The 25,367-nt window shown below is 41.6% G+C and carries 24 protein-coding genes and 2 tRNA genes; 24 read left to right on the forward strand and 2 right to left on the reverse strand.

The window, feature by feature from the left end; genetic code table 11:
- The first annotated feature begins 17 nt into the window (after window positions 1-17).
- From fin to AC3ISB_RS00375, 10 genes are all read left to right on the forward strand, one after another.
- Window positions 18-248, forward strand: coding sequence for an anti-sigma-F factor Fin (gene fin, locus AC3ISB_RS00330; protein ID WP_034316319.1), 231 nt, complete (start codon window positions 18-20; stop codon window positions 246-248).
- A gap of 162 nt (window positions 249-410) precedes the next feature.
- Window positions 411-3,947, forward strand: a complete 3,537-nt coding sequence (gene mfd / locus AC3ISB_RS00335) for a transcription-repair coupling factor (RefSeq protein WP_141993374.1) — start codon at window positions 411-413, stop codon at window positions 3,945-3,947.
- Window positions 3,948-4,134: 187 nt separating this feature from the next.
- Entirely contained in the window at window positions 4,135-4,671 is a 537-nt protein-coding gene (gene spoVT, locus AC3ISB_RS00340; RefSeq protein ID WP_063235918.1) for a stage V sporulation protein T, read from the forward strand.
- A 222-nt stretch (window positions 4,672-4,893) separates the two neighbouring features.
- Entirely contained in the window at window positions 4,894-6,516 is a 1,623-nt protein-coding gene (locus AC3ISB_RS00345) for a putative polysaccharide biosynthesis protein (RefSeq protein WP_489275275.1), read from the forward strand.
- Window positions 6,509-7,981 carry a bifunctional methyltransferase/pyrophosphohydrolase YabN gene (yabN, locus tag AC3ISB_RS00350; RefSeq protein WP_489275277.1) on the forward strand — a complete coding sequence of 491 codons (1,473 nt, stop codon included), beginning with the start codon at window positions 6,509-6,511 and terminating at the stop codon, window positions 7,979-7,981. The genes AC3ISB_RS00345 and yabN overlap by 8 nt, the downstream gene beginning before the upstream one ends.
- A gap of 23 nt (window positions 7,982-8,004) precedes the next feature.
- Window positions 8,005-8,268 (forward strand): RNA-binding S4 domain-containing protein, encoded by a 264-nt coding sequence (locus AC3ISB_RS00355; RefSeq protein ID WP_034316386.1) that lies wholly within the window; start codon window positions 8,005-8,007, stop codon window positions 8,266-8,268.
- Window positions 8,269-8,344: 76 nt separating this feature from the next.
- Window positions 8,345-8,653 carry a sporulation protein YabP gene (gene yabP / locus AC3ISB_RS00360; protein WP_034316308.1) on the forward strand — a complete coding sequence of 103 codons (309 nt, stop codon included), beginning with the start codon at window positions 8,345-8,347 and terminating at the stop codon, window positions 8,651-8,653.
- Complete coding sequence (gene yabQ / locus AC3ISB_RS00365; RefSeq protein ID WP_098372668.1) at window positions 8,650-9,282, forward strand: spore cortex biosynthesis protein YabQ; 633 nt, start codon at window positions 8,650-8,652, stop codon at window positions 9,280-9,282. The genes yabP and yabQ overlap by 4 nt, the downstream gene beginning before the upstream one ends.
- A gap of 13 nt (window positions 9,283-9,295) precedes the next feature.
- Entirely contained in the window at window positions 9,296-9,682 is a 387-nt protein-coding gene (locus AC3ISB_RS00370) for an FtsB family cell division protein (protein ID WP_098372669.1), read from the forward strand.
- A gap of 81 nt (window positions 9,683-9,763) precedes the next feature.
- Window positions 9,764-10,219: a S1 domain-containing RNA-binding protein gene (locus AC3ISB_RS00375; RefSeq protein WP_034316303.1), complete on the forward strand. Its 456-nt coding sequence runs from the start codon at window positions 9,764-9,766 to the stop codon at window positions 10,217-10,219.
- Window positions 10,220-10,384: 165 nt separating this feature from the next.
- On the opposite strand, the gene AC3ISB_RS00380 is transcribed toward AC3ISB_RS00375, so the two are convergent.
- Both AC3ISB_RS00380 and AC3ISB_RS00385 read right to left on the reverse strand, forming a co-directional pair.
- Window positions 10,385-10,456: transfer RNA gene (locus AC3ISB_RS00380), tRNA-Glu, on the reverse strand.
- Between the two features lie 20 nt (window positions 10,457-10,476).
- Window positions 10,477-10,550 (reverse strand) — tRNA-Met (locus AC3ISB_RS00385).
- Between the two features lie 327 nt (window positions 10,551-10,877).
- On the opposite strand from AC3ISB_RS00385, the gene spoIIE reads away from it, so the two are divergent.
- The 14 genes from spoIIE to AC3ISB_RS00455 all read left to right on the forward strand — a co-directional run bounded on the left by spoIIE (window position 10,878) and on the right by AC3ISB_RS00455 (window position 25,365).
- Window positions 10,878-13,352 (forward strand): stage II sporulation protein E, encoded by a 2,475-nt coding sequence (gene spoIIE, locus AC3ISB_RS00390; protein ID WP_098372670.1) that lies wholly within the window; start codon window positions 10,878-10,880, stop codon window positions 13,350-13,352.
- Window positions 13,353-13,543: 191 nt separating this feature from the next.
- Window positions 13,544-14,281 carry a VWA domain-containing protein gene (locus AC3ISB_RS00395; protein ID WP_063235926.1) on the forward strand — a complete coding sequence of 246 codons (738 nt, stop codon included), beginning with the start codon at window positions 13,544-13,546 and terminating at the stop codon, window positions 14,279-14,281.
- Window positions 14,247-15,245, forward strand: a complete 999-nt coding sequence (locus AC3ISB_RS00400) for a protein kinase domain-containing protein (RefSeq protein ID WP_339201203.1) — start codon at window positions 14,247-14,249, stop codon at window positions 15,243-15,245. The genes AC3ISB_RS00395 and AC3ISB_RS00400 overlap by 35 nt, the downstream gene beginning before the upstream one ends.
- 93 nt (window positions 15,246-15,338) lie before the next feature.
- A complete protein-coding gene (tilS, locus tag AC3ISB_RS00405; protein ID WP_480340485.1) occupies window positions 15,339-16,733 on the forward strand; it encodes a tRNA lysidine(34) synthetase TilS in 1,395 nt (464 codons plus the stop codon).
- Window positions 16,734-16,765: 32 nt separating this feature from the next.
- On the forward strand, window positions 16,766-17,305 hold the full coding sequence (hpt, locus tag AC3ISB_RS00410; RefSeq protein ID WP_076373001.1) for a hypoxanthine phosphoribosyltransferase: 540 nt from the start codon (window positions 16,766-16,768) through the stop codon (window positions 17,303-17,305).
- 117 nt (window positions 17,306-17,422) lie between these two features.
- Window positions 17,423-19,483, forward strand: a complete 2,061-nt coding sequence (ftsH, locus tag AC3ISB_RS00415) for an ATP-dependent zinc metalloprotease FtsH (RefSeq protein WP_098372672.1) — start codon at window positions 17,423-17,425, stop codon at window positions 19,481-19,483.
- Window positions 19,484-19,651: 168 nt separating this feature from the next.
- On the forward strand, window positions 19,652-20,431 hold the full coding sequence (locus tag AC3ISB_RS00420) for a type III pantothenate kinase (protein ID WP_098372673.1): 780 nt from the start codon (window positions 19,652-19,654) through the stop codon (window positions 20,429-20,431).
- 26 nt (window positions 20,432-20,457) lie between these two features.
- Entirely contained in the window at window positions 20,458-21,339 is an 882-nt protein-coding gene (hslO, locus tag AC3ISB_RS00425) for an Hsp33 family molecular chaperone HslO (protein ID WP_480340484.1), read from the forward strand.
- A gap of 18 nt (window positions 21,340-21,357) precedes the next feature.
- The gene (locus AC3ISB_RS00430) at window positions 21,358-22,254 is read left to right on the forward strand and encodes a peptidyl-prolyl cis-trans isomerase (protein WP_098372675.1); all 897 of its coding nucleotides are present in this window, start codon (window positions 21,358-21,360) and stop codon (window positions 22,252-22,254) included.
- Window positions 22,255-22,383: 129 nt separating this feature from the next.
- Window positions 22,384-23,310 carry a cysteine synthase A gene (gene cysK, locus AC3ISB_RS00435; protein ID WP_076372979.1) on the forward strand — a complete coding sequence of 309 codons (927 nt, stop codon included), beginning with the start codon at window positions 22,384-22,386 and terminating at the stop codon, window positions 23,308-23,310.
- A 163-nt stretch (window positions 23,311-23,473) separates the two neighbouring features.
- Window positions 23,474-24,310, forward strand: coding sequence for a dihydropteroate synthase (folP, locus tag AC3ISB_RS00440; RefSeq protein ID WP_098372676.1), 837 nt, complete (start codon window positions 23,474-23,476; stop codon window positions 24,308-24,310).
- 1 nt (window position 24,311) lies between these two features.
- A complete protein-coding gene (gene folB, locus AC3ISB_RS00445; protein ID WP_098372677.1) occupies window positions 24,312-24,671 on the forward strand; it encodes a dihydroneopterin aldolase in 360 nt (119 codons plus the stop codon).
- A gap of 2 nt (window positions 24,672-24,673) precedes the next feature.
- On the forward strand, window positions 24,674-25,201 hold the full coding sequence (gene folK / locus AC3ISB_RS00450; RefSeq protein WP_098372678.1) for a 2-amino-4-hydroxy-6-hydroxymethyldihydropteridine diphosphokinase: 528 nt from the start codon (window positions 24,674-24,676) through the stop codon (window positions 25,199-25,201).
- Window positions 25,153-25,365 (forward strand): helix-turn-helix domain-containing protein, encoded by a 213-nt coding sequence (locus AC3ISB_RS00455; RefSeq protein ID WP_098372679.1) that lies wholly within the window; start codon window positions 25,153-25,155, stop codon window positions 25,363-25,365. Before folK ends, AC3ISB_RS00455 begins: the two co-directional genes overlap by 49 nt.
- The last annotated feature ends 2 nt before the right edge of the window (window positions 25,366-25,367 follow it).

The raw sequence follows: 25,367 nt of genomic DNA on the forward strand, positions 1-25,367 counted from the left end.
AAATAGGGGGTTACCAAATGGCTCTCCATTATCGATGCCGACATTGCGGAACTAAGCTGGGCTCAATCGAGGCACACTCACTGAGTACGGAGCAGTTAGGTTTTAATCAACTTACCGATGAAGAGCGACAAGAGATGATCGTTTATGATTCTGAAGGGGATATGCATGTAAGGGCGATATGTGAAGATTGCCATGAATCGCTGCAAAGAAACCCTGATTTATATGAAAACGATTATATTATTCATTAGCGGGAGAGGGCTTTGGACAAAATCCAAAGCATTTTTCCGTTTGTCTGGAATACCAGGGCACATAAAATTGCCGTTAATAAAGAGGACGCTTGGTGAAATGGCCAAGTTCAAATAAAAGGTTTCAAATGGTTTTTCGCACGTTATAGAGAGGGGGGAAAGAAAATGAATGGATTGCAGAACTTGTTCTCCAAACAAGATGATGTTCATTCGTTAATAGCCGGCATCGATGAAGGACTTAAGGAGCAGATCGTCTCTGGTCTGACAGGTTCCTCGAGATCACTATTGCTGGCTTCCGTATATGAAAAGACGAATAGGCCTATTTTATTAGTTACCCATAATTTATTGCAAGCACAAAAATTCCATGAGGACTTATCCAGTTTCATTCCCGAGGAAGAATTATATATATATCCAGCCAATGAATTGATTGCGGCTGATTTGAGTGTTGCCAGCCCGGAATTAAGGGCCCAACGTGTAGAGGCATTGAACTTTTGGGCGGAGGGAAAGAAAGGGATTGTCATTGCGCCAATTCCCGGGGTGCGTCGTGTGCTTCCTCCAAAGGATATTTGGAAGAGGCATCAGCTTATCTTTAATTTAGGGGAAGACATCGAGCTTGAACCAACGCTTAATAAATTCATTGCCATGGGTTATAACCGGTCTGAAATGGTTGCTTCTCCAGGTGAATTCAGTATCAGGGGCGGTATAATCGATATTTATCCGATCACCGAACCTAATCCAATACGAATTGAATTATTCGATACCGAAATAGATTCAATAAGGACCTTTTCAAGCGAAGATCAGCGATCCATAGAGAAACTCAAGAAAGTGACGATTGGTCCCGTCAGTGAGGCTTTGCTAGAGACGGAGCATATCGAAAGAATCATAACAAGGCTCGAGAGCGGATTAAGTAAAAGCTTGAAGAAACTTAAAGACGAGAAAACCAAGGAACAGCTGGTTCAAACGATCAGTTATGAACTTGAACAGCTGAAAATGGGGAATATACCCGACAAAATCTTTAAATACTTAAGTTTAGCGTATGAAGATCCAGCTAGTTTAATAGATTATTTACCGGTAAATGGTTTGGTTTTCTTGGATGAAATCAGTAGAATCCAGGAAATCAATGATTCTTTGGAAAAAGAAGAGGCTGGGTGGTACACGGATCTTTTAAGTCAGGGACAAATTATCCATGACATCAAATTAGCCCATCCCATGCAGGAATTAATAATGAAATCCAGCAGGCCGTTTGTATACCTTTCATTGTTTTTACGGCATGTACCGCATACGAATCCTCAGAATATCCTGAATTTTGCCAGTAAACAAATGCAAAATTTCCATGGACAGATGAATGTATTCAAAGCTGAACTGGAACGTTGGAGAAAAGGGAAATATACAGTCGTCATACTTGGACAGGATGAAGAACGGGTAAAAAAGCTGCATTCGGTTTTAGCCGATTATGATATAGAGGCCGCAGAACTGTTTAATGCGGACAGCATTCTTCCAGGTAAAGTACAGATTTTACGCGGCAGTCTAAATAGTGGCTTTGAATTACCTATGCAAAAATTCAGTATCATTACGGAAACGGAATTGTTTAATAAGAAGTCAAAGAAATCAATACGGAGACAGAAACTATCGAATGCGGAGCGAATCAAGAGTTATTCCGAACTGAAGATCGGTGACTATGTCGTTCATGTTAATCACGGTATCGGTAAATACTTGGGCATTGAAACTCTTACGATAAATGGGGTCCATAAAGATTACCTGAATATTCGTTATCAAGCGGATGACAAATTGTATGTTCCTGTCGACCAAATTGATCTTGTCCAAAAATATGTCGGTTCTGAAGGAAAAGAACCGAAGCTTTATAAGCTAGGCGGAACGGAATGGAAACGTGTCAAAAGTAAGGTTCAATCATCCGTTGAGAACATTGCCGATGATTTAATCAAGTTATACGCAGAAAGGGAAGCGGCAAAGGGCTATGCCTTTTCACCTGATGGTGATATGCAGAGAGAATTCGAAACATCATTCGCTTATAACGAAACGGAAGATCAATTACGTTCCATAGTCGAAATCAAAAAGGATATGGAACGTGAACGGCCAATGGATCGTTTATTATGCGGCGATGTAGGATATGGGAAGACAGAGGTGGCGATCCGGGCCGCTTTTAAAGCCATAATGGATGGCAAGCAGGTAGCATTTCTTGTTCCGACCACAATCCTCGCCCAGCAGCATTATGAAACATTAAGGGAGCGTTTTCAGGATTATCCCATTTCGATTGGTCATATGAGCCGTTTCCGGACTAAAAAACAGCAAACGGAGACGATAAAAGGATTGAAGGCCGGCACGGTGGATATTGTGGTTGGCACACATAGGATTTTATCCAAAGATATCGTGTACCGCGATTTGGGATTGCTTATCATTGATGAAGAACAGCGCTTTGGCGTTACACATAAGGAAAAGATTAAACGGTTAAAAACTAATGTGGATGTACTGACTTTGACTGCGACGCCGATTCCGAGGACCCTTCATATGTCCATGTTGGGCGTGAGGGACCTGTCCGTAATCGAAACACCGCCTGAAAACAGGTTCCCGATCCAAACTTATGTCATGGAGTATAATGGCTCGTTGGTAACGGAAGCCATAGAACGGGAATTGGCCAGGGGGGGTCAGGTTTATTTCCTTTACAATCGGGTAGAGGATATAGCAAGAAAAGCAGAAGAAATTTCCATGCTGGTGCCCGATGCCCGTGTCACCTATGCTCATGGGCAAATGACAGAGCAAGAACTGGAGGCCGTCATGTTCGGCTTTTTAGAAGGCGAATATGATGTTTTGGTAAGTACAACCATTATAGAGACGGGTGTTGATATCCCGAATGTCAATACGCTTATAGTGAATGAAGCGGATAGAATGGGACTTTCACAGCTCTATCAGCTGCGTGGCCGTGTAGGGCGATCCAACCGGGTGGCATATGCATTCTTCACTTATAGGAAAGATAAAGTGTTGACGGAAGTGGCAGAAAAACGTCTTCAATCCATTAAGGAATTTACAGAATTGGGTTCAGGGTTCAAAATCGCAATGCGTGATTTATCCATCAGGGGAGCTGGAAACATTCTAGGGGCTCAACAACATGGCTTCATCGATTCAGTTGGTTTTGATCTGTATTCACAAATGTTGAAAGAAGCTGTAGATGCGAAACGTAATGACCAACCAGCCGAAGAAAAGAACACCCTGGAAATTGACGTTGAAGTGGATGCTTACATCCCTGATGCCTACATAATGGATGGACATCAGAAAATAGAAATGTATAAAAGGTTCAGAGGGATTGCTTCGCTTGAAGAAGTGGAAGAATTACAGGATGAAATGATCGATCGTTTCGGAGAATATCCAGAAGAAGTTTCCTATTTATTCATGATTGCCGAAATGAAGGTATATGCTGAAAAGGCCGGAATTGAAAGCATTAAACAATTAAAGCAGGAAATCAGCATTCTCCTTAGGGAAAAGGTCAGCAGCGATGTGGATGGACAAAAGGTGTTCGAGCTGGGATCGAAGTATGGCCGTATGGTTGGCTTTGGCATGGACGGCAATCGAATGAAGCTGGTCCTGCACATAAAAGGTGTAGAACAAAGCAAATGGCTTAATATCTTATTTGAGATGGCCAAGGGTTTACAGTATGTAAAAAAAGAGACGCAAGCCACTAAAAACTAAAATTGAATGATTGTCCTCTTGAGAATTTTTTTTAGGTACCATGGTAAAAAAATGCAACAAAAAGAAAAATTTTTTCAAAGTGCATAGAACTTACCATTAGAAAAATACTAAGTACAATAGCTGGTGATGATTTTGCTACAAAATGAGGATTTATCAAATCAATTAGATGAAAGTGAGGCAACATTAGATGAAAGCAACTGGTATCGTTCGCCGAATTGATGATTTAGGAAGAGTCGTCATCCCGAAAGAAATCCGCAGGACCCTCCGTATTCGTGAAGGAGATCCACTGGAAATATTTGTGGATAGAGATGGAGAAGTCATCCTAAAGAAATACTCACCTATCAGTGAATTAGGCGATTTTGCAAGGGAATATGCAGAAGCACTTTATGATAGCCTTGGAAACCCAGTTATGATTTGTGACAGGGATACTTACATTGCAGTTGCAGGCGGCTCCAAAAAAGAATACTTAAATAAAAGCGTTAGTGAACTAGTGGAAAAAATCATGGAAGAAAGAAATCCTGTTTTGGAGTCTCCAAACGGACAAATTTCATTCGTTGATTCCAATGATGAAGAGGTCCAATCTTATACTGCAGCTCCGATCATTGCGAGTGGCGACCCGATTGGTGCCGTCTTGATTTTCTCTAAAGATAGTACCATTGGTGAAGTGGAACAGAAATCGGTTGAAACAGCAGCAAGTTTCCTAGCTAGACAAATGGAACAGTAACCTTGGACATGCCATTATAATTTTTAAGGTGGAAAGGGCAGCAATCGCGCTGTCCTTTTTGCTCTTTCTAAAAGGCTAACCGGATGGGGGCAGACATAAAGAGGCGGAGAATATTCTTCGAGGTGAATATGGAAGCTAATTAACAGTATGGCTGGAATTGAAAAACAACCATTGGAATTATGCTATAATAACTACCACATATGAGTGAAAAGGGGAAAAAGAATGGCTGAAAAGCCTTATAAAACTTCAAATGAACTTTTTCGAGGTGCGCTGATTTTGAGCGCAGCAGCGATTATCGTAAAAGTATTGAGCGCGGCCTATCGCATACCATATCAGAACATTGCGGGTGACATCGGGTTTTATATCTATCAACAGGTTTATCCCTTCTACGGTGTTGCCTTTACATTATCAACACTCGGCTTTCCGGTTGTCATATCCAAACTTATTGCAGAACGGGAATCTTCCAAAAATAACTTTGCGGTCAAGGACATTTTAGTGACTTCATTCGTCGTCTTAAGTTCGATAGGAGTCATGATGTTTGCTGCACTGTTCCTTGGCGCTGATTGGATTGCAGGATGGATGAAGGATCCGCATTTAGCAGGTCTGCTGAGAATCGTTGCCTATTCCTATCTATTAATGCCGATTTCATCTGTTTTAAGAGGCTATTTTCAAGGAATAAACGACATGCTGCCGACGGCAAGTTCGCAGGTCGCTGAACAATGCATCCGTGTGTTGACGATACTGGTTCTTTCCACAATTTTCGTGTATCAGGGCTACTCTCCTTATGTGGTCGGCGAGGGGGCAGTCCTCGGTTCGATAACCGGCGGCATAACTGGCCTGGTCCTGCTTATTGCTTTCGTTATTTTAAGAGAAGAATGGAAGCTTTTTTTACGAATGAGAATCAAACCGGTACATTTCATCAAAATTTCCAAAGCCCTGATTTTCCAGGGGTTGGCCTTTTGCATAACTGGCTTGATCCTTATCTTGTTTCAGTTTGTCGATTCACTGCACCTGTATTCCCTATTGAGGGAAACGGGAATGGGGGAAAAGGAAGCCAAGGAATGGAAAGGGGTATATGATCGAGGACAGCCGTTGCTTCAGCTAGGTACAGTCGTGGCTAATTCTTTTGCATTGGCGCTTGTACCTATAATATCCGGATTCGTTCAGAGGAAAAGTGAGCATGAATTATTGAATAAAATCAAATTGGCGCTTCGTGTAAGTGCGACGATAGGACTCGCTGCCGCGATTGGCCTGGTGGTGACGATGAAGCCTGTCAATCATATGCTGTTCATGGACACCAAAGGGACGATTACTTTAGCAATTTTCTCTTTATCGATTTTATTCACATCCGTCATAATGGCAGAAGCAGCAGTGATTCAAAGTTTAGGCTATTCGTTCATACCGGTGATCATTACGCTTGTGGGGGTGGGCAGCAAGTGGGCTTTGAATCTTGTTCTAGTGCCCCATTACAAGATCGCGGGAGCAGCCTTGGCAACAGTGCTTGCTTTCATGCTCATGACTGTATTATTTTATGTGGTATTGAGAGTACATATTAAAAAGACATTAATTGAAAAGAAGCACGTGATAATAATCTTGAAGAGTACGGTTTACATGGGTACGGCGGTTGTTTTATTCAATGGCTTATTCGAATTGATGTCCTCAGGCGATAGCCGGTTGTTAGCTACGATCCAAGCTTTGATCGGTGTAGGAATCGGTGCAGCCGTTTTTGTGATGACCGCCCTACGTGCAGGCTTATTTAGTGAAGAAGAACTTTCACTAATACCTGCAGGTTCAAAGCTTAAACGATTTATAATAACGAATAGGAGTATACGAAATCATGAATGAGATTACGATAATAGGCCTTGGTGCAGGCGATTTAGATCAGCTTCCTCTAGGGATTTATAAAAAATTGATACAAACAGAACAATGTTTCGTCAGAACGATTGATCATCCGGTAATCGGGGATTTGAAAAGGGAAGGAATAAATTTCACGGCGTTTGACGGGATATATGAAAAGCACGACCAATTTGAAGCTGTATATGAAGAAATTGCCGGAACATTATTACAAGAGGCTTCGAACCGTTCCGTTCTATACGCAGTTCCGGGGCATCCCATGGTTGCGGAAAAAACGGTGCAGCTTTTGCTCGAAAAGGGTCCGGCTCTTGGAATAGTCATTAAGCTGGAAGGCGGGCAAAGTTTCCTTGATCCCTTGTTTCAGGCTGTTAGAATCGACCCGATTGAAGGGTTTCAGCTATTGGATGGAACAGATCTTTCACCAGGTGATTTGCACATTACCCAGCATATGATAATCGGACAGGTATATGACGCATTCAGTGCATCCAATGTGAAGCTGACCTTAATGGAAAAGCTACCGGATGACTACGAGGTATATATCGTTACAGCGGCAGGAAGCAGTCAGGAAAAAGTGACAAAATGTGCTCTCTTCGAACTCGACCGTCAGATGGAGTTAAGTAACTTGACGAGTGTTTATGTCCCTCCTGTTAGCGAAGAAGCTTTACGATATAGGGAGTTTTCTAAGCTGCGGCAGGTCATTGCAGAACTTAGAGGTCCTGACGGATGTCCTTGGGATAAGAAACAAACTCATGAAAGCTTGAAGAAATATCTAATAGAAGAGGCATATGAGCTGATTGATTCCATCGATGAAGAGGACGATGAGGGCATGATTGGTGAACTTGGGGATGTGCTACTTCAGGTGATGCTTCATTCACAAATCGGTGAAGATGAGGGGATGTTCACGATAGATGATGTGATTGAAGGCATTACGGCAAAAATGATTCGACGCCACCCTCATGTATTTGGAGATGTTGAAGTGAACGGCGAGGAAGATGTATTAGTGAACTGGCAGAAAATCAAAGAAGATGAAAAAGGGAGCGAAACAAAAGCACCGCAATCCATACTGGATGGTATTGAGAAATCGCTGCCAAACTTACTTCGGGCCGAAGAGTATCAAAAAAGGGCTGCCAAGGTTGGATTTGATTGGGATGAGGTTTCCGAAGCCTGGAAAAAGGTAAGGGAAGAAGTGCAGGAATTGGAAGAGGAAATATTAAGCCCGAACAGGGATGTCGAAAGAATAAAATCAGAGCTGGGCGACCTCTTTTTTGCGCTTGTCAACATTTCACGTTATTATGACATACAAGCGGAAGAAGCCGTCTACAAAGCAAACCAGAAATTCCACCAGCGTTTTACATATATAGAAGAGTGCATTCAAAGGGCAAACAAAAAATTTGAGGATTATACATTGGAAGAACTGGATTCATATTGGGATGAAGCAAAAGCTAAAGGACTTTAATTAAGGGAGAGATTTGAATGTCGATGAGATTGGATAAATTCCTAAAAGTTTCAAGGTTGATCAAGCGCCGTACACTTGCGAAGGAGGTTGCGGATAAAGGGAGAATCACGATTAACGGACAACAGGCCAAAGCAAGTTCGAATGTGAAAGATGGCGATGAGTTGACTGTAAGGTTCGGTCAAAAGCTTGTTACGGTCCGTGTCGATAAAATTCAAGAAACGACGAAAAAAGAAGCGGCTGCAGATATGTATACCATCGTAAAGGAAGAAAAGCTAGCGGAGGAGTAAGGACAGGCTTGGTTCTAATTCCACTCTTACGGACATACACTTGTACAAAATCCGTGGTACTGTGAGGGATGAAAAAATGAGCCAATATATTGATCCGAATGCTGGTTACACAAAAGGAACGACCCAAGAGCATGATGTAACGATGAAAGGCCGCCGTTTACTTGATATTACCGGTGTCAAACAAGTTGAAAGTTTCGATAATGAAGAATTTCTGCTCGAAACGTCAATGGGTTTCTTATCTATCCGGGGCCAAAACTTGCAAATGAAGAATTTAGACGTTGATAAAGGCATCGTTTCCATTAAGGGAAAGATTTTCGACCTTGTTTATTTAGATGAGCAATCAGGGGAGAAAGCTAAAGGCTTCTTTGGCAAATTGTTCAAATGACCTTAACGATCCAATTTTATACGTTGCTTGCGATGATAGGCATGGGCAGTGGCTTTGGAGCTGCCCTGGATACGTATAGCCGGTTCCTGAATCGTTCAGAAAGGAAAAGGTGGATTGTATTCATCCATGACTTCCTTTTCTGGATCATTCAGGGTCTCCTTATTTTTTATGTTTTGTTTTTAGTGAATGAGGGAGAGTTTCGCCTCTATTTATTTTTGGCCTTATTATGCGGTTTTTCAGCATATCAAGCACTTTTCAAAGGTTTCTATCAACGTTTATTAGAGTTTTTGATCATACTTGTGATAAAGTTGGCGAGATTTATAGCGAATTCGGTTCACATGCTGATATTTCTACCGATAAAATGGGTATTAGTATCTGTATTGGCCATCATCATCGGGATAGGTAAGTTCGTTTTGGTATTATTAAAATGGGCGGGAAAAATACTTCTCTTTATTTTGACTATATTCTGGAGACCATTAAAATGGATTCTGACTTATATATGGAATTTATTGCCGGTTTTTGTTACGAAAAACGTCGGGAAGTTTTATAATAAAGGAAAAGGGATTTTATTGAAAATAAAGAATTCTATATTTAGAACGCTAAATGGATGGAGAAATAAAAAGAAATGAGGAGCGATAAAAAATGAGTAGCCTGCGTAAAAGGAAAGTGGCAAAAATGGAAAATTCCTACGTCGCTCAACAAGAGAAAAAAGTACAAACCGTAGAAAAAAAGAAGCGTGGTCTAATGCGTAGATTAACCCTTTACTCAGTTTTCGCCGCTGTCTTTTTGATTTTTGCCGTTTCCACCCTCATAACGCAAAATGTTGCACTGGATGAGAAAGTTAAACAAAAGGAAGAATTGAAGGGAAAGTTAGCTGAATTGAAAAAAGACGAGACCCTTCTTAAAGAAGAAATCGTAAAGCTTAATGACGACGACTATATAGCAAAAATAGCCAGACGGGATTATTTCTTATCTGAAAAAGGTGAAATCATTTTTACCCTTCCAAAAGGGAAGGAAGATAGTGACTAATATTGACACTGTTTTTTTACTTTCGTTATAATATAGTGTGAAGAGATTTTTTTAACATTTCTAAGGAGGAACATTTTTTTTATGTCAATCGAAGTAGGCAGCAAGTTACAAGGTAAAGTAACAGGCATAACTAATTTTGGTGCATTTGTAGAGCTACCTCAAGGTTCAACCGGTCTTGTCCATATCAGTGAAGTGGCTGATAACTATGTCAAGGATATCAATGATCATTTAAAAGTGGGCGATACAGTTGAGGTGAAAGTCATCAACGTTAAAGATGGCAAGATTGGCTTGTCCATAAAAAAAGCGATAGACCGTCCTGAAGTTGAGCAAAAACCTGCATACACACCACGTCCGCGCCAAGGAAGAGGGAATGACAGCCGTTCCAAAGACTTCCGCTCGAAAGGTAATGGTTTCCAACCTAAAGAAAACTTTGAGCAAAAAATGGCTAAATTCTTAAAAGATAGCGAAGACCGCTTAACGACCCTTAAACGTAGCACCGAAACGAAACGGGGAGGTCGAGGAGGAAGACGCGGATAAAACTGCTGCTGAAAATAATAGTTTAGCAACTTTTCCTGTGAAATTATTCATAGTGTAGATAAAGGCAAGCTTGCTGGCTTGTCTTCTTTTAATTATCAACGACATAAAAAAAGCGCCTCTGTACACTTACCGATATAAGTGTGCAGAGGCGCTTTTGATATATGATGACCCGTACGGGATTCGAACCCGTGTTACCGCCGTGAAAGGGCGGTGTCTTAACCGCTTGACCAACGGGCCGTGATTTTCATGAGAAAAGATAGCGGCAGAGGGGATCGAACCCCCGACCTCACGGGTATGAACCGTACGCTCTAGCCAGCTGAGCTACGCCGCCATAATGGTAAGTGCTACTGAAGCACAAGTTATATCTTACAGTCGTGAAGAAAAAATGTCAACAAAAAAAATAAAGTTTGTCGGTTTCCATTTCCTGATTATTTATTCGTGTTATTTTCCGCAAAAATAACCTAAAAACTTTGCTTTTCTTCAAAAAAAAAAGAACACCTGTTTTCGTATTGAAAAAAAAGGTACAAAAACCTGTATACAAATGATTGTTCAAGAAGAATTTCGTCGAACGTTTTTCTTATCCGCTTATAAAATTCTGACAAAAAAATAGACAAGCCCTCTATATAATAAAAACCACTAATACGAATGGGGTGTTGAAATGGAAAAAGTAGAAAGACCTATGATGGAACCTCTTGGAGATGTTCAATTAAAAGAAGCGAAGGAAGGGGCCATCAATTGGATCCAACAACTGCAAATGAAATCGGAAGACATATTCATAAAAAAAGGCATCTCTTTAGCAATTATCGGTTTTTTATTAGGACGGGCTTTGATTCTTTCGCAGCTTGCACCATTTGGACTTCCGTTTTTCGCAGCCGTTTTCCTCATGAGGCGTGATAGGGCTCCACTGGCTTTATTCGGATTGATTGCAGGTGGGCTGACCGTTCACTATTCGAATAGTTTAGTCATCTTTGCATCGGCGTTCCTGCTCCTGTTATTTCATAAGATCAAGAGGCCCGCCGTGGAAGGACAATTCAAGACAATGTCGATGTACGTCTTTGCTTCACTATTCCTGGTCAACCTGGCCGAGCAATATCTGGTATTTCGAACGATTCAGCTGTACGACTTGATGATGATAGGGGTAGAGGCGGGACTCGCAATGATTTTAACCTTAATCTTCATACAATCAATCCCGATGCTGACCATTCGGACAAAGTCCCAATCATTAAAGACGGAGGAAATCGTCAGCATCATCATCCTGCTGGCTTCGGTGATGACCGGAACCATCGGCTGGATGATATACGATTTATCACTCGACCATATATTCTCGCGATACCTGGTCCTCCTCTTCGGGCTGGCGGGAGGGGCCGCCATAGGCTCCACTGTAGGTGTAGTTACTGGATTGATATTCAGCTTGGCAAGTATTGCAAGTCTTTATCAAATGAGCCTTCTCGCATTTTCAGGGCTTCTGGGAGGTTTGTTGAAGGAGGGAAGGAAGATAGGGGTTGCTAGCGGCCTCTTGATTGCTACATTACTGATAGGTTTATATGGTGAGGGCACCAATAATATTATGGTGACCCTTTATGAATCACTTATAGCTGTAGCCCTATTTATATTGACACCGTCATCCATAATCAACAAAATAGCGAAACATATACCGGGAACAGTCGAGAATTCTGATGAACAGCAGCAGTATGCCCGAAAAGTGAGGGATGTCACCGCTCAAAGGGTGGAGCAATTCTCACATGTATTTGAGGCGCTCTCAAATAGCTTTTCCCAAGTGGATGAAAGGGGGAGATTGGAGGAAGATGAGAAAGAATTCGACTACTTCTTAAGTAATGTAACGGAAAAGACGTGCCAGCTTTGTTTTAAGAAGGAACAATGCTGGTCCAAGAACTTTAATACAACCTATGACGGCATGCAGGAAATTATGCTTCAATTAAGTGAAAATAATGGTCAGCTCCCCCAAAAAACGTCGAAAGAATGGGGGAAATATTGTAGCCGCGGGCCTCAGGTCATTGGGGCGATAGCACAGGAACTTACTTATTTTGAAGCTAACCAAAAATTAAAAAGGCAGGTGAAGGAAAGTCGGAAACTAGTGGCGGATCAACTGCGGGGCGTTTCGGCAGTAATGGATGATTTTGCGAAAGAAATTCAAAGGGAAAGGAAGAATCATCATGTACATGAAGAATCCATTTTGGAAGCCATCCAGGATTTTGGCCTGCACATAGGTCATGTTGAAATATACAGTCTAGAACAAGGAAATGTTGATATAGAGATGAGTGTCCCATACTGCCAGGGCAGAGGGGAATGTGAAAAGTTGATTGCACCCATGCTTTCTGACATTTTAGGTGAAACGATAGTCGTTCATTCAGAAGAGTGTGCAACATATCCAAACGGGCAATGTGAGGTGATATTTAGGTCAGCAAAAAAATTCACGGTCGAAACGGGTGTGGCTCATGCTGCCAAGGGGGGAGGGCTTGTATCAGGAGATAGTTATACGACCATGGAAATTGGCTGCGGCAAATTTGCGATAGCCATCAGTGATGGAATGGGAAATGGGGAAAGGGCCCATTTTGAAAGTACAGAGACATTGAAGCTGCTACAAAAATTTTTACAATCGGGAATAGAAGAAAAAATAGCCATTAAATCCGTAAACTCCGTATTATCTCTACGCACTACCGATGAAATATTTTCGACTCTTGATTTGGCAATGATTGATCTTCAGGACGCAAGGGCTAAGTTTTTAAAAATCTGTTCGATACCGAGTTTCATTAAAAGGGGGGATAGGATAATAAAAATTGAATCAAGTAACCTTCCTATGGGAATCATCCAGGATTTCGATGTTGATGTTGTATCAGAAGAGCTGAAGGCAGGGGACATATTAATCATGATGAGCGATGGTGTGTTCGATGGCCCCTCACATGTCGAAAATATCGAGTTCTGGCTTAAACGAAAAATCAAGGAAATGGAAACAGACGATCCACAGGAAATCTCTGATTTAATATTGGAAGAGGTCATCCGAACAAAAGGGATCATAGATGATGACATGACAGTGGTTACATCGAAAATTAAGCATAACACACCGAAATGGGCATCCATTCCCGTTTCTCCAAAACGTAAAAAGGCCCAGTAGGGGCCGTTTATATAAATAAAATAAATAAAACCAAAATGAGGTGGAGAAATGGAAGACGGATAAAAGGTAAAGGGTTGAACTCTTTTCAATCACTTCACTCCATGATGTGACTTGATGCGATGTCCTCGGCGTATAATTTCCCCTTTTTTAGTCAATTATGGTAACAAATTGATAGGAAGGGAGAGCAAAACATGAAAGCAGGAACATTAAGACAGATTTTGCTTATAACCGACGGATGTTCAAATCATGGTGAAGAACCGTCTGCCATGGCTGAATTAGCAAGGGAGCAAGGCATAACCATCAATGTCATAGGTGTCATGGAAAATGATGTGATAGATGAAAAGGGGCTTAAGGAAATTGAGAAGATTGCTGGTTCTGGAGGTGGCGTAAGTCAAATAGTCTATGCTCAGCAGTTGTCCCAAACCGTCCAAATGGTGACTCAAAAGGCAATGACTCAAACTATACAGGGAGTTATCAATCGTGAACTTCAACAAATACTTGGAGATTCAAAAACGATGGAGGATCTTCCGCCTGATAAACGAGGAGAAGTGATGGAGGTGGTCGATGAGCTTGGGGAAACAAGCAAGCTCGAAGTACTGATTCTTGTTGATACAAGTGCAAGCATGAAACATAAACTGCCTACAGTAAAAGATTCCTTATTAGATCTTTCCCTTAGTATGAATGCAAGAATGGGTGACAGCCGTTTTTCCGTATTCGTATTTCCTGGGAAAAGAAATGATGTTGAAAAGTTGCTGGATTGGACCCCGAACCTTGAAGCCTTGACGGCAACTTTTCCTAAGCTTAGTACAGGGGGACTCACTCCAACAGGTCCAGCCATTCGTGAAGCTTTGACATACTTCAATAAAAAACGTTCATTGAGGGGATTGTTATCACATGATGATGAACAATACTTTGAGGAATCAATGTAAACTCCTGCCTGGCAGTTTGGTCACTGGAAAATGGAATAAAAATCAGTACAAAATAATTAAGGAATTGGGGTGTGGAGCGAACGGGATCGTCTATTTGGTTGAAAGCGGAAATCGTCATTATGCTTTAAAGCTCAGTGATAATGGGACGTCCATTATTTCGGAGATGAATATCCTAAAATCCTTTTCAAAGGTCCAGGGGTCTACCCTTGGGCCTTCCTTTTTGGAAGCGGATGATTTCATGAAAACAGGAAAGCAGCTCCCTTTTTATGTCATGGAATATATCCACGGACACGATTTTTTGCGTTTCATCGATAAAAAAGGGTCATCATGGATTGGAGTCTTAATGCTTCAGCTTTTAACAAGCTTGTCTGCCTTGCATACCAATGGATGGGTGTTCGGGGATTTAAAACCTGAGAATTTGATCGTGACTTCACCAGCCTATAAGGTACGGTGCGTGGATGTTGGCGGAACCACCTTAATCGGGCGATCTGTTAAAGAATTCACTGAGTTCTTTGACAGGGGTTACTGGGGACTTGGATCAAGAAAGGCCGATCCGCAATATGACTTGTTCGCTGTGGCGATGATTATAATCAATTCGGCCTATCCTGGACGTTTCCACAAGAAAGGGGAGGGGTATAGACAGCTTAACGACCTGATTAAGCAGAAAAAGGAATTGAACCCGTATAGGAAGATGCTAGATAAAGCACTCCACGGGCAGTATGATTCAGCCCTCCAAATGCGGGAGGATTTGGTCACGGTTCTAAGTAAGCAAAATCATTCGAAGAAAAAGGGCCAGACTCAGGCAGCGGCGGGTCAGCCGCAAACAATACAACCTGCAACGAGACAAGCAAGAAGGTCCCAAAACCGTTCAAAAAAGAAAAGTGGCGGATTTTTTGAAACTTTTTTGCTGGTTGCCATCATATCGATGCTCTATGTTCTATACATATATGAACAGTTGTTATGATATAGTTATTAGGTGAATGCCATGGAATAGTTGAAACCATTTCATGATTGAATCGTATAAAACTAATGCCTGTTCATAAAGAAGGAAGATTGTATGTTAAAGGAAAAAGTTCTGAGCACCATTTATAGAAACGAATTGATTAAGGAACACTCGAAGTTGTTAATAGGCGTTTCCGGAGGACCGGACTCATTGGTGCTTCTCCATATCCTTAAGGAAATTCAACCTCTTTTTCATTACGAGATGATCGTTGCAAGTGTTGACCATATGTTTCGAGGGGAAGAATCCTATGAGGATTACAAATATGTCGAGCATATTTGTGAACGGTGGGGCATTACATTCGAGGGGAAAAGGATCGATGTTCCTGCCCGGATGGAGCAGATGGGGGAAAGTTCACAAATAACGTCAAGAAAGTTGCGTTTTGCTTTCTATGAAGAAATGATGGATAAGCATCAAGCCTCCACGCTTGTCCTGGGGCATCATGGAGATGATCAAATAGAAACGATGCTCATGCGTTTAACAAGAGGGGCGACAGGTAAGGCAAGAGCAGGAATTCCTATAAAGAGACGGTTCCATACCGGGAATCTGATCAGGCCTTTTCTTGAGATCACGAAAAGCCAAATAATCGAATATGCGGGCCTTCATAATATTGAACCAAGGTTTGATCCGAGCAATGAAACGGGTGTCTATGCAAGAAATCGTTTTAGACATGAAATCCTTCCATTTTTAAAGAAAGAAAATAGAAAGGTTCATGAGCATTTTCAACGATTCAGTGAAGAGCTTTATGAAGATGAAGAGTTTTTTTTGAACATGGTTTCAAGCAAAATGTCCGAGGTTTGGATCCAACAGGATAAAGATCAAGCGGTTATTCAGATTGATAAGGTTCTCGCGATGCCTAAACCTTTACAAAGAAGGGCGATTCAACTAATATTAAACTATCTTTATTTGGAGAGACCTTCATCGCTTTCGGCATTACATATTGACCAACTTTTAGTTTTGTTTTTGAATCCTCAACCATCTGCAGAATTGCATCTTCCGGAGGGCCTTATTGCGGAAAAATCATATCAAATTTGCACTTTTAGATTTTTTCGGCAAAAAAGCCTTAAATATTCCCTTAATTTACAAATTCCCGGTGAGACTATTCTTCCGAATGGATATAAGATTAAAGCGCACTATATAAAAGAAGAAATTCCGGTACTTAGAGGAAATCATTCTTTTATTCTTCCCGAATCAGCTGTTCAGTTTCCTCTTACAGTCCGAACCAGGAATGAAGGCGAACGGATGGCCGTCAAGGGATTGGGTGGAACTAAAAAGTTAAAGGATATTTTTATCAATGAAAAGATCCCGATGCTAGAAAGAAATGTGTGGCCGGTTATCATCGATCAAACGGGAACGGCCATTTGGCTACCTGGTTTAAAGAAATCGAATATTGAGCCGGATATAATTTCTGATGAAAAATCTTTAATCTACTTAGAATATAAAAAAGCTTAATTCTTCTTGGGGGGCAATTAATTACAATGACCATGCAAAACGACATTGAAAAGGTTTTAATATCGGAGGAAGAACTTCAAAAAAAAATCAGGGAATTGGGTGCGCAGCTTGAAGCTGATTACCAAGGTAAGTTCCCGTTGGCCATCGGAGTGCTGAAAGGCGCCATGCCATTTATGTCAGATCTACTGAAACGTGTGGATACACATCTTGAAATGGACTTTATGGATGTTTCAAGCTATGGTAACTCCACTGTATCTTCCGGTGAAGTGAAAATCATCAAAGATCTTGATACATCGGTTGAAGGCCGGGATATTTTAATCATCGAAGATATTATCGACAGCGGTTTGACTCTTAGCTATCTTGCGGAACTTTTCCGTTATCGAAAAGCAAAATCAATTAAAATCGTTACCTTATTGGATAAACCAACAGGCAGGAAAGCGGATATCACTCCGGATTATGCCGGGTTCATCGTTCCGGATGCATTTGTTGTCGGATATGGTCTTGATTTTGCGGAAAAGTATCGTAATCTCCCGTATATTGGCATATTGAAGCCTGAAATTTACTCGAATTAATCGTACCTGTTTGAAAGAAAAGACCAGATAAAAACAGCGGTGTTAAATTATTGTAATTCATTAATTTTGTATGATAGTATTTACTATAGTTTGTTTACCCGTGGGAGGAGGTAAGGGATGAATCGGATCTTCCGTAATACCATATTTTATTTACTGATCTTTTTGGTCATCATTGGGATTGTAAGCATTTTTAATAATAACAATGAACCAACGGAGAAAATGACCCAAGATGAATTCTATAAGCATTTGGAGAATGGGGATGTTACTGCACTGACGATGCAGCCCGAAAGCAGTGTATTTGAAATCACAGGAAAGCTCAAAGGTTATGAGGAAAACAAATTCTTTGTGACGTACGTGCCTTTCAGTGAATATTCTCAAAGTAGAATCAATGATGCCGTAACCAAATTGGGTAAGGACATCATCACTGTTGAACCTCCAGAAAAAACAAGTGGCTGGGTGACATTTTTCACTTCCATCATTCCATTTGTAATCATTTTTATCCTCTTCTTCTTTTTACTTAACCAAGCTCAGGGCGGCGGTGGTGGCCGCGTCATGAACTTCGGGAAAAGTAAGGCGAAATTGTATAATGATGATAAGAAAAAAGTACGCTTCAATGATGTTGCCGGAGCGGACGAAGAAAAGCAGGAACTTGTCGAGGTTGTTGAATTCTTGAAAGATCCTCGCAAATATGCCGAGCTTGGAGCCCGTATTCCTAAAGGGGTACTTTTAGTTGGGCCTCCTGGTACAGGTAAAACTTTACTTGCACGAGCAGTGGCTGGTGAAGCCGGAACTCCTTTCTTCTCAATCAGTGGTTCTGATTTTGTTGAAATGTTTGTGGGCGTCGGTGCATCCCGTGTTCGTGATTTGTTTGAAAATGCTAAGAAGAATGCACCATGTATCATCTTTATCGATGAAATTGATGCAGTCGGACGTCAACGTGGCGCAGGTCTTGGTGGCGGTCACGATGAACGTGAACAGACATTGAACCAACTACTGGTGGAAATGGATGGTTTCGGTGGTAATGAAGGAATCATAATCATCGCCGCGACTAACCGTGCTGATGTATTGGATCCAGCTTTATTGCGTCCAGGACGTTTTGACCGTCAAATAACGGTAGGCCGCCCTGATGTTAAGGGCCGTGAAGAAGTTCTGAAGGTGCATGCACGTAATAAACCATTAGCAGAAACGGTCGATTTGAAAGCGATCGCTCAGCGTACTCCAGGATTTTCTGGTGCAGATCTTGAAAACTTACTGAATGAAGCGGCGCTTGTAGCTGCTCGTCAAGATAAGAAGAAGATCGACATGTCCGATTTGGATGAAGCTTCGGATCGCGTTATCGCTGGACCTGCCAAGAAAAACCGTGTCATTTCCAAAAAGGAAAGAAATATCGTAGCGTGGCATGAAGCAGGCCATACCATTATTGGATTGGTTCTGGATGATGCCGAAGTCGTTCATAAAGTTACGATTGTCCCTCGTGGTCAAGCTGGCGGTTATGCAGTTATGCTGCCGAAAGAAGATCGTTTCTTCATGACGGAACCTGAGCTTAAAGATAAAATCGTAGGTCTATTGGGTGGCCGTGTAGCCGAAGAAGTTACATTCGGAGAAGTGAGTACCGGTGCGCATAACGACTTCCAACGTGCAACGGGCATAGCTCGGAGCATGGTTATGGAATATGGCATGAGTAAACTCGGACCACTTCAATTTGGTAATTCACAAGGTCAGGTCTTCCTAGGCCGAGATTTCAACAATGATCAAAACTATTCAGATGCAATAGCATATGAAATTGATCTTGAAATTCAACGTATCATCAAGGAAGCTTACGAAAGATGTAAGACGATTCTTACTGAAAATCGTGAAAAACTTGATTTGGTTGCAAAAACCTTGCTTGAAGTGGAAACACTTGATGCTGAACAAATCAAAAGTTTATTCCATAATGGTAAATTGCCAGAACGGGATTATACAGCCCTTAATGGGAATTTAACCACTGATGAGAATGTCAAGGTGAACATCAATACGAAGAAGGAAGAAAAAGAGGCCCTATTAGATCCATTAGATAAGAGAGGACCTGAGGACCTTGAAATAACGGAGGAAGGATTGAATACTCCTCCAATCAAAGAAGGTGCGCCTCAAGATCAGCCGCTTTCCTTCCCGAACGAAGATGACAATAAAAAGTCTTAAGTTGACTGAATTCAAAAGGGTATTTCCGCCTCGGAAATACCCTTTTCTTCACTCTTGAATTAAATATGATGAAGTTTCTGGGATACCTTTCGAAAAGTGCGACTAATAGCGTGGTAAAATAACAGTGTGGTATGATGTTGGAGAATAATTTACCGGAGTGATGAAACGATGATTTTTGTATTGGATGTTGGGAATACGAATACTGTATTGGGCGTATACGATGAAGATATTTTAAAATATCATTGGCGAATTGAGACTAACCGTCACAAGACAGAAGATGAGTATGGAATGGTCATAAAGTCTTTGCTGCAACATGAAGGTCTTTCGTTTGATCAATTTGATGGAATCATCATTTCTTCGGTAGTTCCACCAATTATGTTTGCGCTTGAACGCATGTGCAAAAAATACTTTGGAATTAAACCGCTTATAGTTGGACCTGGAATAAAAACTGGATTGAATATTAAATACGAGAATCCCCGTGAGGTGGGTGCGGACCGAATCGTTAATGCCGTCGCAGGCATCCAGGAATATGGAAGTCCTCTCATTATCGTGGACTTTGGCACGGCAACTACATATTGCTATATAAATGAGGATAAACAATACATGGGCGGAGCCATTGCTCCGGGTATAAATATTTCTACTGAAGCACTTTATTCAAAGGCAGCCAAACTTCCAAGAATAGAAATCAGTCGGCCAGAAGGGATTATTGGGAAAAATACGGTGTCCGCCATGCAGGCTGGTATTTTGTATGGGTATGTTGGACAGGTAGAAGGAATCGTTAATCGAATTAAGGAGCAAAGTAATCTAGAACCGACGGTAATAGCAACAGGTGGATTGGCTACCTTAATTGCCAATGAGTCTACTGTGATTGACGTAGTGGAGCCATTTTTGACTTTGAAGGGGTTGCAGTTGATTTATAAACGTAATCGTGAGCAAGTGAAGAAGTAACACAAAGCATGAAAGGAGCAAAATAAATGAAGGATTATCTAATAAAGGCGTTAGGTTATGAGGGACAGGTTCGGGCATATGCTGTTTCAACAACAGACACGGTAGGAGAAGCTCAGCGGCGCCATTATACATGGCCTACTGCTTCAGCTGCCCTTGGACGGGCGATGACGGCAGGCGTTATGATGGGTGGAATGTTAAAAGGTGAAGAAAAGCTGACGATTAAAATCGAGGGCGGTGGACCGATTGGTTCCATCCTGGTCGACAGCAATGCAAAGGGAGAAGTCCGCGGATATGTCACTCACCCGCAAACTCACTTTGATTTGAATGAGCAAGGAAAGCTTGATGTAAGGAAAGCGGTGGGTACCGATGGATTGTTGACTGTTGTCAAAGATATCGGTCTTCGTGATTACTTTTCAGGTCAGGTACCGCTTGTATCGGGAGAATTAGGTGAAGATTTCACATATTACTTTGTTACTTCCGAACAGGTGCCTTCATCTGTGGGGGTTGGGGTCCTAGTTAATCCGGATAATTCAATCCTTGCAGCGGGTGGATTCATCATCCAGTTGATGCCGGGTACATCCGAAGATACGATTACAAAAATCGAAAATCGGCTAAGCACGATAACTCCTGTTTCTAAGATGATTCAAAGCGGCATGAGTCCTGAAGAAATCCTAACCGAAATTTTAGGTGAGGGCAATGTGAATATACTAGAAAAAATGGATGTCCAATTCTCCTGTCAATGTTCTAAGGAAAGAATTGCAAATGCATTGATTAGCCTAGGGCAAGCTGAGATTCGGGATATCATTGATACAGATGGACAAGCGGAAGCACATTGTCATTTTTGTAATCAGACCTACCAATTCTCGAAGGAAGAACTCGAGGAACTAGAAGCGGAAACCAAAAAATAATATACGGGGGATAAGGGTTTGCCAAAACAAAAGCTTCGGGCGATTATTGCTGCCCTTGCCTTGTTGAACCTATTGACTATCATTATCTTTGTCATAAAACCACTAATCATTTCAAAATCCGTCATCGGGGAAGAAACGGCCGCAAAGGTTGGATCCAAGGATATTTCCCGGGACGCATGGATTAATGAGCTCGAAAAAAGATATGGGGAAGATGTACTTGAGGAAATGGTCGATAAAGAGGTCGTGAAACAGGCAGCTGAAAAATACAAAGTGAAAATTTCGGATGAAGAGCTTGATCGGGAACTTAAAATGATGAAAACGATGTATGGGACTGCCGGTCAGAACCTTAATAAAAGTAACGATCAACTGAGGCAGGAAATTCAGTCGAGTCTCCTCCTCGAGAAGCTCCTCACCAAGGACGTTTCGGTCTCCGAAACGGCAATGCGGAATCATTATGATAATAATAAGGATATCTACAGAATCCCTACTGCTTTCCATATTTCTCATATTACCTCGTCTACAAAAAAGCAAGCGGACCAAATCGTACGTGAACTGGAGAAAGGCGTCTCCTTTGATGTCTTAGCGATGGAAAAGTCCCTTGATGAATTCACTGCCAATCAAGGAGGCGACATGGGTTATATATCACAGGATAACGAGCAAGTCTCCAAGGAATACATTACCGCTGCCGAGAATTTGAAGGTGAAAAAGTGGAGTGATCCGATTCAAACGGAAGAAGGCTGGGCAATTATCTATCTGCATGAAAGAATAGAGGGCAAGCAGTATGAATATGATGAAGTTAAAGACAAGATTCACCGCCAAATAGCTCTTGAACAGATTCAGGCACCGGTCTCAGGGAAAATTTTCTGGGACGAATTTGATGTAGAATGGTTTTATGGATTGAAAGAAAAAAAGTAGGTCAATGGTGTGTGAGAAAATTTAGAATATAGTATATAATCATTGACAATGAACAATAAAAACTGGTAACTTTAAATTTATAAAACCAATAAACATACTCGGTATTTGAAATGATAAGGAGTGGAGAAAATGGCACGTATAGCTAATTCTGTAATCGATTTAATTGGACAAACACCTATTGTGAAGTTAAACAAGCTTCAAAATGAAAACAGTGCAGATATCTATCTGAAACTTGAGTATTTTAACCCAGGCAGTAGTGTAAAAGACCGTATCGCCCTTGCGATGATCGAAGCGGCAGAAAAAAATGGTACCCTTAAGCCAGGTGATACGATCATTGAACCTACAAGCGGGAATACTGGAATAGGACTTGCGATGGTAGCAGCGGCAAAGGGCTATAAATCAATTCTGGTTATGCCGGAGACGATGAGCTTGGAACGCCGTAACTTGCTTCGTGCTTATGGCGCAGAATTAGTTCTTACTCCCGGACCTGAAGGAATGAAGGGTGCAATCGCAAAGGCGACTGAGCTGTCTAAAGAAAAAGGTTATTTCATTCCACAGCAATTCGAGAATGTAGCCAACCCTGAAGTTCATCGGAATACTACAGGACCTGAAATCGTTGAAGCATTTGGTGATGAAGGTCTGGATGCATTCGTTGCCGGAATCGGTACTGGCGGAACCATAACAGGTGCTGGTGAAGTGCTGCGTGAAAAATACCCTGACATTAAGATTTACGCTGTTGAGCCTGCGGACTCTCCAGTATTATCGGGTGGGACTCCAGGACCTCATAAAATCCAAGGAATCGGTGCAGGCTTCGTCCCGAGTATTTTGAATACAGATCTCTATGACGAAATCATTCAAGTCAATACAGAGGAATCTTTTGACTATGCCCGCCGTGCAGCAAAAGAGGAAGGAATCCTTGGTGGAATTTCTTCTGGTGGTGCAATTGCAGCTGCCATTAAAGTGGCTGACAAACTGGGAAAAGGTAAAAAGGTACTTGCTATCATACCAAGTAATGGTGAACGCTACTTAAGTACGCCATTATATAACTTTGAGTAAGACAAGACACTAAAAACTAGAAGCGAAGTTCCTTAGGGGCTTTGCTTTTCTTTTTGTAGTAAAGTCTGCAGAAGCGTTCCATATCTTCGTGGAACTTGCGCTATGCCTATGTAAATGGGTAAACTCGTATATATAGATTTCTTTAGGTGAAGGAGAACGTTGGATGTCATTAGCTGGAGCGTCAAAAATAAAATGCGGTTCATTTGATTTGGATTACAGCAATAAAACCTTAATTATGGGGATTTTGAATGTTACGCCAGACTCCTTTTCGGATGGCGGGAAATATAATCGGATAGATGCCGCTTTGAAGCATGCCGAACGGATGGTCAACGACGGAGCGGATATATTGGATGTAGGCGGAGAGTCCACCCGTCCTAACTATGAGAGGATATCGGATGAAGAGGAAATAGAGAGAGTCGCCCCGATTATTGAAGCTATATCCCGTAATATTGAGGTACCAATATCGGTTGATACGTATAAATCAAGAGTAGCCGAGGCGGCGGTAAAAGCAGGAGCACATATATTAAATGACATTTGGGGAGGTAAGGCCGATTCCTTGATGTCAAAGGTTGCTGCGGAATATAAGGTGCCGATTATCTTGATGCATAACAGGGATAATATGAGTTATGGACATTTTGTTCGTGATGTACTTCAAGATTTATTCGAAAGCATCATGTTGGTAAAGGATGCGGGAGTCAAGGATGAAAACATCATTCTCGATCCGGGAATTGGCTTTGCGAAAGATTTAAAGTTAAATTTGGAAATGATGAGGAATCTTGATAAGCTTGTATCATTAGGATATCCTGTACTGCTAGCCACATCAAGAAAGTCCATGATTGGACATGTTCTGGACCTGCCGCCTAGTGAGCGGATGGAAGGAACAGCCGCCACGATCTGCCATGGCATTCAACAAGGCTGTCAAATGGTTCGTGTACATGATGTGAAGGAAATGGCACGGACTGCAAAGATGATGGATGCTCTATTAGGAAAAGGTGAATGAAATGGATAAGATATATGTGAATAAAATGGAGTTTTACGGTTATCATGGAGTTTTTCCGGAAGAAACGAAGCTTGGTCAGCGGTTTAAAGTGGATTTAATCGTCCATACTGACTTAGCCAAGGCTGGGAAAAGTGACAACCTTGAAGACTCAATCAACTATGGTGAGTTATATGAAGTGTGTAAAGGTGTTGTTGAGGGAAAACCTTTTAAGTTAGTGGAAGCTGTTGCTGAAAAAATTGCCTCTGAACTACTTAATGAATATTCTTCCATTGAGACATGCACCGTGAAGGTTTATAAACCAGATCCTCCAATAGCAGGTCACTATGATTCGGTTGCTATAGAGATTGTAAGGGGACGCTGATTGTGGTAAATATCGCTTACCTTTCAATAGGGTCGAACTTAGGGGATCGCCTTGAAACATTCCAAAGGGCTTTCCAATTATTGTCTGAAAATCCGCATATCAAGTTGGTTGCATGCTCTTCTTTATATGAAACAGACCCGATAGGATATGAAGATCAGGACTGTTTTTTAAATGCTGTCCTTAAAGTGAATACCGATTTGGAACCCGAAAAATTACTTCACGCTTGTATGGAAATTGAACAAGAATTAGGGAGAAAAAGGGAAATTAGGTGGGGTCCCCGTACTTTAGACCTTGACATTTTGTTATATAATCATGAAAATATTGAGACGGAGATTCTTTCAGTCCCGCACCCTCGTATGCACGAGAGGGCTTTTGTTATCGTGCCTTTAATGGAAGTGGACCCTGATATATCACTTCCGCTAATGCATGCACCTTTGAGCGACCTGCTTGAACAGATTTCGGATAAAGAAGGAGTTCGATTATGGAAGGTGAAAAATGGGGAAGGCGTATTCGCGCTTTTCGAAAGTTAAAGGGTTATACCCAGGAAGGGTTTGCGAGAGAAATAGGCGTTTCCGTTTCCTTGTTAGGAGAAGTCGAACGAGGGAACCGCATCCCTTCAGAAGCATTTTTACTGGAAGTGGCGGAAGTTCTTCATGTTTCCATTGAGGAGCTTCAGCCGCCTGAGGATAAATGAAA

It is taken from the genome of Peribacillus sp. GL_122 (assembly GCF_057835005.1).